Source organism: Thauera sp., from assembly GCF_035444905.1.
Lineage (GTDB): Bacteria > Pseudomonadota > Gammaproteobacteria > Burkholderiales > Rhodocyclaceae > Thauera.
Genome location: NZ_DAOMPS010000084.1, coordinates 1 through 10,918, shown reverse-complemented (window position 1 = coordinate 10,918; position 10,918 = coordinate 1). Strand labels below are relative to the sequence as shown.

General features: G+C 69.9%; 8 protein-coding genes. 7 read left to right on the top strand and 1 reads right to left on the bottom strand.

Annotated features, from left to right (window positions below):
• The coding region (locus PLC66_RS21140) for an ATP-binding domain-containing protein (protein WP_324544172.1) at positions 1 to 1,650 on the bottom strand (1,650 nt) is incomplete at its 3' end.
• A gap of 125 nt (positions 1,651 to 1,775) precedes the next feature.
• On the opposite strand from PLC66_RS21140, the gene recC reads away from it, so the two are divergent.
• The 7 genes from recC to PLC66_RS21105 form a co-directional block, all read left to right on the top strand.
• Positions 1,776 to 5,369 (top strand): exodeoxyribonuclease V subunit gamma, encoded by a 3,594-nt coding sequence (gene recC / locus PLC66_RS21135; protein WP_324544171.1) that lies wholly within the window; start codon positions 1,776 to 1,778, stop codon positions 5,367 to 5,369.
• 20 nt (positions 5,370 to 5,389) lie between these two features.
• Complete coding sequence (locus tag PLC66_RS21130) at positions 5,390 to 5,617, top strand: YigZ family protein (RefSeq protein ID WP_503012253.1); 228 nt, start codon at positions 5,390 to 5,392, stop codon at positions 5,615 to 5,617.
• Positions 5,618 to 6,013: 396 nt separating this feature from the next.
• Complete coding sequence (locus PLC66_RS21125; RefSeq protein ID WP_324544170.1) at positions 6,014 to 7,153, top strand: PEP-CTERM sorting domain-containing protein; 1,140 nt, start codon at positions 6,014 to 6,016, stop codon at positions 7,151 to 7,153.
• Positions 7,154 to 7,289: 136 nt separating this feature from the next.
• Positions 7,290 to 7,889, top strand: a complete 600-nt coding sequence (locus PLC66_RS21120; protein ID WP_324544169.1) for an IMPACT family protein — start codon at positions 7,290 to 7,292, stop codon at positions 7,887 to 7,889.
• A gap of 337 nt (positions 7,890 to 8,226) precedes the next feature.
• On the top strand, positions 8,227 to 9,336 hold the full coding sequence (locus PLC66_RS21115) for a DUF8451 domain-containing protein (RefSeq protein WP_324544168.1): 1,110 nt from the start codon (positions 8,227 to 8,229) through the stop codon (positions 9,334 to 9,336).
• A 7-nt stretch (positions 9,337 to 9,343) separates the two neighbouring features.
• Positions 9,344 to 9,577, top strand: coding sequence for a hypothetical protein (locus tag PLC66_RS21110; RefSeq protein ID WP_324544167.1), 234 nt, complete (start codon positions 9,344 to 9,346; stop codon positions 9,575 to 9,577).
• A gap of 110 nt (positions 9,578 to 9,687) precedes the next feature.
• Positions 9,688 to 10,918 (top strand): dihydroxy-acid dehydratase domain-containing protein (locus tag PLC66_RS21105; protein WP_324544166.1); only part of this gene is annotated, 1,231 nt, incomplete at its 3' end.

Genomic DNA, 10,918 nt, shown 5'->3' with positions numbered 1-10,918 from the left:
GCGCGCCGACGCCACCAGGATCAGCTTCATCGTCGCCCGCGTCGCGCCGACGAAGAGCTTGCGCATGGTGAGCGGGTCCATCCCATCGGCCGGCGTCTCGAAGTCGATCTCGGTGAAGATGATGCAGGGCGCAGACTGGCCCTTGAAGCGGTACACCGAGTCGATCAGCAGCTCGCCCTGCGAGTGCTCGGGTTCGCCGAGCAGGTCGTAGCGGCCGGTGAAGGCGCGCAGGCGGTGGGGGCCGAGGTGCTCCAGCGGGGTGAAGCGCGAATGCTCGCGGCCGCGGAAGGTGAGCAGCACGATCATGTCGCGGCGAAAGCCGAGTCCGAGCGCGCGCGTGATCGCGCGCTTGGTGGCCTCCAGCATGCCGGCCTCGTCGTGCCAGGCGAGCAGCTCGGGCTCGCTGTCGGCCACCGGGCTGCCGGCGCGGATCGGGGCGGGCAGGGGTAGGCAGGCGTTGAGCAGCGCGAGCACGTCGGCCGGGGTGCGGTAGTTGGTGTCGGCGCTGAGCCCGACCCAGCCCGGCAGGGCTACCGCGGGGCGGTCGTAGAGGTTCTGCAGCGGGTCTTCCAGCCACCAGGCGCGCCCGCCTGGCTTGAGCAGCGCGAGCAGGGCGTCGCGCCAGGCCTCCATGAAGTCCTGGCCTTCGTCGATGATCAGCTCGTCGAACTGCCACCGCGGGTCGGGCTGCCCGGCGGCGGGGGCAGCCACCAGGGCGGCGAAGTCCGCCTCCATGCGGCGAAAGGCGCCGGGGGCGCCGAAGCGCGGTGGACGGCCGGCGTCGCGCAGGCGGCGGTCGCAGAGCTGGTGGTAGGTGGCGATCTCGCCGCCGGCCGGGGCAATGCGGGCGAAGTGGTCTGCCAGCGGGCGGTTGTAGCAGACGTAGAGCGGGCGCCGGCCGGCGGCCAGCGCATCGGTGAAGGCGGCGAGCGCGAGCTGGGTCTTGCCGCTGCCGGCGGTGGCGGTCACGCGCAGGCGGTGCGGGCTCATGTCGATGCGGCGCGCCCACTCGGTGAGCCCGCCCGACAGCCGCGTGCTCAGGTCGTCCACCTGGCCGATGTGGGATTGCACGTCGGGCACCAGCTCGAGCAGGTCGGCGAAGAAGCGGTGCAGGGCCTGCTGGCGGGCAGGGTCGGCGGGCGCCGCGCCCTCGGCGTCGCGGGTGAGGGCGCGGACGGTGGCCACCAGCTGCTCGCGCCGCGGCGCATCGACGATCCGCGCCGGGTCGAGGCCGGCGGTGCCGGGCTGGCGCACGGTGTAGTCGGGGCAGTACAGCAGCACGTCGAGCATCGGCTCGGCGCCGCCCAGCGCCGGGCGCAGGCGGGCACGCAGGGCGTCGGCCTGGCGCGCCAGGTCCACGCTGATGTTGCGCTCGCGGCGCCGGCCCGGGCGCAGCAGCCCATGCTCGCCCTCGTCGAGGAAGCCGGCCTGCTGTTCGACGAGCAGGATGCGCCCGCCCGGGCCGAGGACGACGAAGCCGATGTCGCCGAACACCGCCACGCTGCCTTCGGCCCGCGTCCAGTGCAGGCCGTGGTAGATCGTCGTGTCGGCGGGCAGCGCACCGGCGAGCAGCGCGAGCGTCTGCAGCTCGCGGGCGCGGGCGCCGCTGGCGGGCAGCAGGCGCCAGCCTTCGGGGTGGGTCTTGGCCATGGCGGTGGGTGGGCGATGAACAGCGGACAGTTTACACAGTCGCGCGCCGGCACCCGCGGCGGCGCGATGCGCTATCCTGCGGCGCTCGCCGCGTTGCCCGGCCGGCGCCCCTGCGGAAACCGTGCATGCTGTCCCTGAGCTTTTCCAACCGCTTCGAAATCCTCCTCGACGAGCTCCTCGAGCGCCTGGCCGAGGAGCAGCCCGGCCCCTTCGGCGAGCGCGAGGTGGTGGTGCCGAGCGCCGCGCTGCGCCGTCGGCTCGAGCTGGCGGTGGCCGACCACGAGGGCGTGTGCGCCAACCTGCGCTGCGACTTCCTCGCCCAGTGGCTGTGGCAGCAGATCGGCCGCGTCGTGCCCGAGGTGCCGGCGCGCTCGCCCTTCTCGCCGGCGCTGCTGGCCTGGCGCATCCACGGCCTGCTCGATGCGGACGCGGCCGAAGGCGCCTGGCTGAGCGAGCACCCGCGCCTGGCGCATTACCTCGCCGGCGCCGACGCGCGCATGCGCTTCGAGCTTGCCGAGCGCATCGCGCGCGTGTTCGACCACTACCTCACCTATCGGCCGCAGTGGCTGGCGCGCTGGAGCGAGGGCCGCGGCAGCGTGCTGGAGGCGGACGCGAGCGCCGCCGCGCGCGCCGACGAGGCCTGGCAGGCCGCGCTGTGGCGCCGCATCCGCGAGGCCATGGGCCTGCGCAGTGAGCATCCGGCGACCGCCTTCCTGCGCGCGGTGACGGCGATGGATCACGACGCGCTCGCCGCCACCGGCCTGCCGCGCAGCGTGCATGTGTTCGGCCTGCCGGCGCTGCCGCCGCTCTACCTCGACATGCTGCGCGAGCTGGCGCGGGTGGTGGATGTGCGCCTGTACGTGCTCAACCCCTGCCGCGAGTTCTGGTTCGACATCGTCGATGCGCGCCGCCTGTCCTGGCTCGCCACCCGCCAGCAGGACCTGTTCTTCGAGACCGGCAACCGCCTGCTCGCCGCCTGGGGCAAGCAGACCCGCGCCCACATCGGCCTGCTGTTCGAGGGCGAGCACGTGCTCGAGGACGAAGCCTTGTTCGCACCGCATCCCGGCCGCCATCTGCTTGCCCGCGTGCACAACGCCATCCTCGACCTGCAGGAGCTGCCGCCCGCCGGGGTCAAGCTGGCCGCCGCCGACCGCAGCATCGAGGTGCATGTCTGCCATTCGCGCACGCGCGAGCTCGAGGTGCTGCACGACCGCCTGCTCGGCCTGTTCAAGGCGCACGAGGGTACGCCGGACGCGCTCACCCCGGCCGACGTGGTGGTGCTCACCCCCGACCTGGAGGCGAGCGCGCCGCTGATCGAGGCGGTGTTCGGCACCGCGCCACCGGCACGCCGCATCCCCTGGCGCATCACCGGCCTGGGCGGCACCCGCGACAACCCGGTCGCCCAGGTGCTCGACCGCATGCTCGGCCTGGCCGCCAGCCGCTTCCCCGCCACCCAGGTCTTCGATCTGCTGCAGCAGGCCCCGGTCGCCGCCCACCACGGCCTGGACAACACGGCGCTCGAGACCGTCCACGACTGGCTGCGTGCCGCCGGCGTGCGCTGGGGCCTGGATGCCGGCGCGGTGCATGCGGTGCTGGGGCAGCCGGGGGGCGAGCCGACCGGCCTGCCGCATACGCTGGAGGAGGGCCTGCACCGCCTGTTCCTCGCCTGGGCCGCGGGCGACGCCGCCCAGCACGCGTCCTTTGCCGGGCGCATCGGCGCCGCCGCGCCCGAGGGCCAGGCGGCGCTCGCGCTTGGCCGCTTCTGGCGCTATGCCGAGAGCCTGCGTAGCCTGCGCACGCGCCTGCTGCAGGACCATGACGCCGCGGGCTGGCGCGCGCTGCTCAACGAGGTGCTCGACCGCCTGGTCGGCGACGCCGCAACCTGGGCGGACGAACTGCGCGAGCTGCGCGCCGCCATCGCCCAGCTCGCCGACGACATGACGGCGGGCGGCTGCGCGGCCGCGCAGGGGCTGGCGGTGATCCGCCCCGCGCTCGCGGCCCTGCTCGACGACCCGGCGCGCGGCGGCGTGCCCGGCGGCACGCTCAGCTTCTCCGCGCTGTCCTCGCTGCGTGGGCTGCCCTACCGCGTGGTGTGCGTGATCGGGCTCGACCACGGCCTCTTCCCCGGCAGCGATCGTGCCGCCGAGTTCGACCTCATGGCGGCCCGCCCCCAGGCCGGCGATCGCCAGCGTCGGCTGGACGAGCGCAACCTCTTCCTCGACGTGCTGCTGTCGGCGCGCGAGGTGCTGCACCTGTCCTACGTCGGGCGCAGCGTGCGCGATGGCAGCGAATTGCGGCCCTCGGTGCTGGTCGATGAACTGCTCGACGTGCTCGCCGAGGCTACCGCAAGCAGCGCCACCGACCCCGACGCGCTCGCCGCGGCGCGCCAGCGCCTGTGCGTGGCGCATCCGCTGCAGGCCTTCGCCCCCGACTACTTCCTGCCCGCCGAGCGTGGTGATGCGCGTCTGGTGAGTTTCAACGAAGGCTACGCCGAGGCCCTCGCCGCTCGCCTCGGGGCCGCGGCACGCGCGGCGGCGGCAGCGCCCAATGGTCCGTTCGCGGACGCGGAGCACGGCGCCGTGCCCGCTGCGGCCAATGCACGGGCCGCGCTGGCAGAGGCTTCGGAGGGCACGAGTGGGGGCGCGAGTGCGGGCGCGATCGAGGCCGTGACGGACGGCGAGTCGGAGGGGGCGTCGGACGACGAAGGCGACGGCCCGTTTGCCGTCGATGTCGCCCCCTTCTTCGAGCGTCCGCTGCCGCCGCCCGGGCCGGAGTGGCGATCGCCCACGCTCGAGCGCCTGGTGCGCTTCTTCCGCAACCCCTGCCGCGAGCTGCTGCGTGAGCGCCTCGGCCTCGACCTGCCCGAAGCCGATGCCGAGCTCGAGGACACCGAGCGCTTCGTGCCCGACCTGCCCGCACGCTGGGCGCTGGCCGAGCGCCTGATGCCGGTACTGCTCGGCGCCCAGGCTGATGGGCGCGACCCCGCGCTGAGGGCCGCAGGCGAGGGCGCTGGTCGCGACGGCGCGGCGCTCGCGCAGCTGGCGCGCGCCGGCGGCGAGTTCCCGCGCGGCGCCATGGGCGAAGCGGGCCTTGCCGCCGAGCTGGCGGCGATGCGCGACTTTGCCGCCCGCCTGGCCGTGGCGCGATGCGCGCCGGCGATCGAGGCCGCAAGTTGCCAGTCTGCGTTCGCGCTCGCCGGCGAGCCGTGGACGCTGGGCGCCGTGCTCGGCGAGCTGCGCCCCGAAGGCATGCTGCGCTGGCGCTATGCCGATGCCGGCGCCAGCCACTATCTCGAGGCCTGGATCGCCCACCTGATGCTGTGCGCCGCTGGCCCGGCCGGCGTCGAGCGCCGCACCCGGGTACTCCTGCGCGGCGCCGATGTCGCCTTCGCCGCGCTCGACCCGGCACAGGCGCACGAGCTCCTCACCGGCCTGCTGGCGCTCTACCGCGAGGGCCTGATGCAGCCGCTGCACTTCTTCCCCAAGTCGGCCTGGGCCTGCGTTTCCAACGACGGCAATCCGCGCAAGGCGCACGACAAATGGACGGGCGGCCAGCGCCCGCAGTTCGGCGAAGGCCGCGACCCCGCCTACCGCCTGGCGCTGCGCGGCGTCGAACAGCCGCTGGATGCGCGCTTCTTCGCGCTCGCGCAGCAGGTCTTCGGCCCCTTGCGTGACCACCTGCAGCAAGCGGGCGCAGACGGCGTGGCGCCGCAGGCCTGAGTCAAGAGGAAGCTCACGCCATGCCGCTCACCCTCGCCGCCCCCGTCCATAGCGAGCTGATCATCAAGAAGAGCCGCTTCATCGGCTGCGTGCAGCCGATGGCCGACCGCGCCGGCGCGCAGAAGGTGGTGGCCGAACTGTGGGCGCAGCACCCCGGCGCACGCCACGTGTGCTGGGCGCTGCTTGCGGGCGGCCAGTCGGTGCGTGTGCTGGGGGTCAGACCCCAATTCCGGACTAATTCCACATGAATTACCAGCAATGTAAAAAATACCGACAACGCTCGAAAGGCGACGGAGAAATGGGCCAGTGTCATGCGCATGGAATCTGGCGAGGGGCACGACTCGGCTTTTCGCCGTGCGTTGCCTGGCGTCGATCAACGGCTGGGTGCGAACTTCTTCACGCTGGCGAGCAAAGTCTTCGGCCCGTTCGTGCGCAGATTGCTTGACGAGGGGGCGTCAGGGCGCTAGGTACGGGCGATTCGTTCCTCGGCGTCGGATTCCTGCCAATGCATTGTCGTGCGGATTTACAGTCGCGCTCCAGAATGGTGCGCGTGATAGGTAAGATACTGAAAAATATATAAAAATAGTCATGGCATGAAGTGTGCTTAAGATGATCGCGAACGACAACAACTCTCCGGAGCGATCATGAAAACCCACTTGCCGATCAACACCTTCCGCCCGCTGGCGGCAGCCCTTGCCTTCGGCGCCGGCCTTGTGGCGCTGCCTGCGCATGCACTCGTGGTGACGAGCGGAACGCTTGATTTTTCCGGCAGCGCCTCGGTCACAGACCAGGAAGGCGGTGGTAGTACGACGAACAACGGCGCGTTGCTCGACACCGCCGCGCTGACGCGGTTCGATGCCAGCACGGGCGTGCTGATGGGGGCGACCCTGGTTGTCGACTCGAAGCGCAAGCAACTGACATCCACCACGTCGACGGATGGAGCGAATACCGGACCGAACCAGAGTGGAACAACGACCGGCTCCGGCAGTAGCAGCGCGCAGGTGAGTGCGCCGGGCGTTTCGCAGAATTTTGGAACGATCGCGCAAGGAGACGACTGCACCGCCAACCGTCGCGGTGCCTGCGACGACGGTGCGACCAAGTCGATCCATAACGATCCCTTGGTGAATGCGGCGGTCGCCGCGTCCGCCCTCGATGCCTATGTCGGAGTCGGGAGCGCGCTCGTGTCCTTCACCGCGCCGACCCTGTCCGCGGCCCAGGACCTTGGGCTGTTCACCGGTACCGAATCGACGACCTACACGCTCAAATGGAGCGGAACGGTCGGCCTGGACTACGAGTACCTGCTGCATGCCGCACCCAGCTTCACGGCCGGCGGCCTGTCGCTCGATCTCGACTTCGGCAGCTTCTACGTGGGTGAGACCGCCGAGCTCGGCTTCGGCCTGGCGAATGCTGGCGGCGCCCGCGTCGGGCTCGATCTCGATGGCGTTACGGGTAGCGGCGACACCGACCGCTTCGGCACCGACCTGGATCTCTTTGTCAACCTGCTTGCCGGCGCAAGCCTGAGCTACACAGCTTGGCTCGACACCAGCGCGGCCGGCGTGTTTAGTGCAAGCTACTTGCTCGACCTGTCGGACGAAAACGTCGGTGCGGCCTCGAGTCGCTTCAACTACCAGTTGCGCCTGAACCTCAGCGGTACGGTGCTTGAACAGCCCTTGGTCGAAAACACCCCCGACTCGGGCGGTCGCAATGCCGTGCCCGAGCCGGGTTCGCTCGCCCTGCTTGGCCTGGGTGTGTTCGGACTGGCCGCGCTGCGCCGTCGCACCTGATCGCGCCATCCCTCATCGGGGCCGCCGTCCTCGTGGGTCGGCGGCCCCGTCTTCTTGCGCTGCCGACCTCCGGTGCACTTATGTTGCCGGGCTCGGGCTCGGGCTGGGGCTGGGGCCATCCGCTAGAATCGCCCCCATGCCGCTCACCCTCGCCGCCCCCGTCCAAAGCGAGCTGATCATCAAGAAGAGCCGCTTCATCGGCTGCGTGCAGCCGATGGCCGACCGCGCCGGCGCGCAGAAGGTGGTGGCCGAACTGTGGGCGCAGCACCCCGGCGCACGCCACGTGTGCTGGGCGCTGCTTGCGGGCGGCCAGTCGGCGGCGGTGGACGACGGCGAGCCCAGCGGCACCGCGGGCCGGCCGATGCTCGAGGTGCTACGCCACCAGGACCTGGAAGGCGTGCTCGCCACCGTGGTGCGCTACTTCGGCGGCGTCAAGCTCGGCGCCGGCGGCCTGGTGCGCGCCTACACCGACGCCGTGGCGCAGGCCCTGCTGCAGGCCGAGAAGGTACCGATCGTGCGCCTGCAGACCCTGGCCTGCGTCGTGCCCTATGCGCTCGAAGGCCTGCTGCGGCGCGAGCTCGAGGCCGCGGGGGCGACCTTGCTGGCGGTGGAGCATGCAGAGGCGGTGCGCCTGAACTTCAGTCTCCCCGAGGACGACGCGCCGCGACTGCTTTCGCGCCTCAACGAGACGGGACAGGGGCGGCTACAGTGGGTTGAGGACGTCGCACAGCCCTGATCCGGCTGAGGTGAGCTTGCTAAAGCGTGTCCAGCCTGTCGAGGTAGTCCGCCGCCTGGGCCAGCGTGGCGGCGCGCTCGCCTTCGTCCATCTTCGCCCACGCCTTGTAGGGCATCTCCACCCATTCGAAGGCGTCGGCGTAGATACCGAGGCATCCAAATCGTCCTCGTCCGGGTCGCTGCCCACAACCGAAAGTAATACCATCCGAGCAACATATGCCCGTAGTGATGGAAGCTTGCTCGATGACCCTCAAGCAGAATCCCGAACAACTCGCCCGCGCCGAGCCCGCCTGCAGATGGCCCAGCCCAAGCTGCGGGCGCCAGCGCAGGGCCGAGGCATGACCCCGCAACATCTGGCCGAACTGCTGCGCGGCGGCGAAGGGCTGACGGTCGAGTTCAAGCGTGCCCGCGAGGCGCTCAACCGCGACATCTACGAGACCGTCTGCGCCTTCCTCAACCAGCGCGGCGGCCATCCTTGGGCCGAGCTGGACGACCTGGAGCTGCTGAAGAGCGCCCGCCTTTACCAGCGCGACTACCAGACCGGTGCCGAAGGCATCTCGATGGCCGGCGCCCTGCTGTTCGGCCGCGACGAGGTGGTGCTGGGCGTGGTGCCGCATCATCGCACCGACGCTATCCTGCGCGTGCATGACCTCGACCGCTACGACGACCGTGACGATATCCGCACCAACCTGCTTGAAAGCTACGACCGGCTTATGGCCTTCGTGAACAAGCACGTTGCCGACCCTTTCTACCTGGAGGGCAACCGGCGGGTCAGTCTGCGCGACCGTATCTTCCGCGAGGTGGTGGCGAATCTGCTGATCCACCGCGAGTACCTCAACCCTTTTCCGGCCAAGCTGATCATCCAGCGCGATCGCGTGGTCACCGAGAACAGCAACAACCCCCATGGACTGGGTCTGCTGCGCCCCGACGACTTCTCCCCCTCACCCAAGAACCCGGCCATTGCGCGCGTATTCCGCGAGATGCAATGGGCCGAGGAACTGGGCTCCGGCGTGCGCAACCTGTTCAAGTACGCCCGTGCCTTCGGCGGGCAGGACCCGGTCCTCAATGAGGAGTCGATCTTTCGGGTGACGGTGATGTTGCCGCCGGACAGCCGGACGGTCGTGCCAACGTCGGAGGCAGAGTCGGGGGTGGAGTCACAGCCAGAGTCACAGCCAGAGTCACAGCCAGAGTCACAGCCAGAGTCACAGCCAGAGTCAGGCTCCCTCGAGCATCGGGTGTTGCGCTGCCTGTTGTTCGGGGCCATGAACAAGACTGGCATCTCCCGTGCCTTGGGGCAGCGAAGTATTTCCGGGCCGCTCAATCAGGCGGTACGCCAACTGCTGGCGCGCGGTCTGATCGAATACACCCTCCCCGACAAGCCCAATAGCCGTCTGCAGCAATACCGCCTGACCGCTACCGGCCGGGCACATCTGAGTCCGCAGGACTGAATCCCCCATGAGCACCGGCGCCATCGTCTCCAGAGCCTGGACGCCCCGCGATGCGCTGATTGTCGACGACGGCCCCGAGACCTGCATGGAGCTCCCGAACCGCTACATGGCGCGGCTAAGCACCTACGCGCGTCAGAGCGTGTCCAGCCTCCCCGGTCTCGGCGTCTATAGTGCCAACAACATCCACGGCCAGGAAATCGTCGTGGATGGAGGCTGTATCTTCGGATGGCCTTGGTCGTGATCGCCCTGCCTTGACCCGCCGTTGGCGGGTTTGTTCTCGACGCCGGCAATCCCCTGCCCCTGGGCTGCACGCCCGCACCTTCGCACAAACCACTTCCAAAGGTCTTCGAGATGAGCGACATCACCGACAACATGCGCAAGCACTCCTCCCAGGTCGTCGATGGCATCGAGGCCGCCCCTGCGCGTGCCATGCTGCGCGCCGTCGGCTTCAACGACGAGGATTTCAGGAAGCCGCAGATCGGCATCGCCTCGACCTGGGCCAACGTCACGCCCTGCAACATGCACATCGACAAACTCGCGCAAGAGGCCGAGAAGGGTGCCAACGCGGCTGGCGGCAAGGCCGTCATCTTCAACACCATCACCATCTCCGACGGCATCGCCAACGGCACCGAGGGCATGAAGTATTCGCTGGTGTCGCGTGAGGTCATCGCCGACTCCATCGAGACCGTGGCCGGCTGCGAAGGCTTCGACGGCCTCATCGCGATTGGCGGCTGCGACAAGAACATGCCCGGTTGCCTCATCGGCATGGCCCGCCTGAACCGCCCCTCGATTTTCATCTACGGCGGCACCATCCGGCCCGGCGCCGGCCACACCGACATCATCTCGGTGTTCGAGGCCGTCGGCCGGCACGCCGCGGGGGAGCTCAGCCTGCATCAGTTCAAGCAGATCGAGGACACCGCCATCCCGGGCCCGGGCTCCTGCGGCGGCATGTACACCGCCAACACCATGGCCTCGGCGATCGAAGCCCTGGGCATGTCGCTGCCGGGTTCGTCGGCGCAGGAAGCGGTCTCGGCCGACAAGGCCTCGGACTGCTACCGTGCCGGTCAGCAGGTGCTGGAGTTGCTCGCACGCGACATCAAGCCGCGCGACATCATGACCCGCAAGGCCTTCGAGAACGCGATCCGCGTGACCATCGCGCTCGCCGGTTCCACCAACGCCGTGCTGCATCTGCTCGCCATGGCCCACGCCGTCGACGTGGAGCTGACGCTGGACGACTTCGTCGAGATCGGCAAGACCACGCCGGTGCTCGCCGACCTGCGCCCGAGCGGCAAGTACATGATGTCCGAGCTGGTCGCAATCGGCGGCATCCAGCCGCTGATGAAGCGCATGCTCGATGCCGGCCTGCTGCACGGCGACACGCTGACCGTCACCGGCAGGACGCTGGCGGAGAACCTCGCCGATGTTGCCGACTATCCGCCGGGTCAGGACATCATTCGCCCCTTCGCCAACCCGATCAAGACGGACTCGCATCTGGTCATCCTGCACGGCAATCTGTCGCCCACCGGTGCGGTCGCCAAGATCACCGGCAAGGAAGGCCTGCGCTTCGCGGGCCGCGCGCGCG

Bases quoted from the DNA above. Each gene is read 5' to 3' on its own strand.
- recC (WP_324544171.1), top strand. From the start codon at position 1,776: ATGCTGTCCCTGAGCTTTTCCAACCGCTTCGAAATCCTCCTCGACGAG.
- PLC66_RS21110 (WP_324544167.1), top strand. From the start codon at position 9,344: ATGAGCACCGGCGCCATCGTCTCCAGAGCCTGGACGCCCCGCGATGCG.
- PLC66_RS21125 (WP_324544170.1), top strand. From the start codon at position 6,014: ATGAAAACCCACTTGCCGATCAACACCTTCCGCCCGCTGGCGGCAGCC.
- PLC66_RS21115 (WP_324544168.1), top strand. From the start codon at position 8,227: ATGACCCCGCAACATCTGGCCGAACTGCTGCGCGGCGGCGAAGGGCTG.
- PLC66_RS21130 (WP_503012253.1), top strand. From the start codon at position 5,390: ATGCCGCTCACCCTCGCCGCCCCCGTCCATAGCGAGCTGATCATCAAG.
- PLC66_RS21120 (WP_324544169.1), top strand. From the start codon at position 7,290: ATGCCGCTCACCCTCGCCGCCCCCGTCCAAAGCGAGCTGATCATCAAG.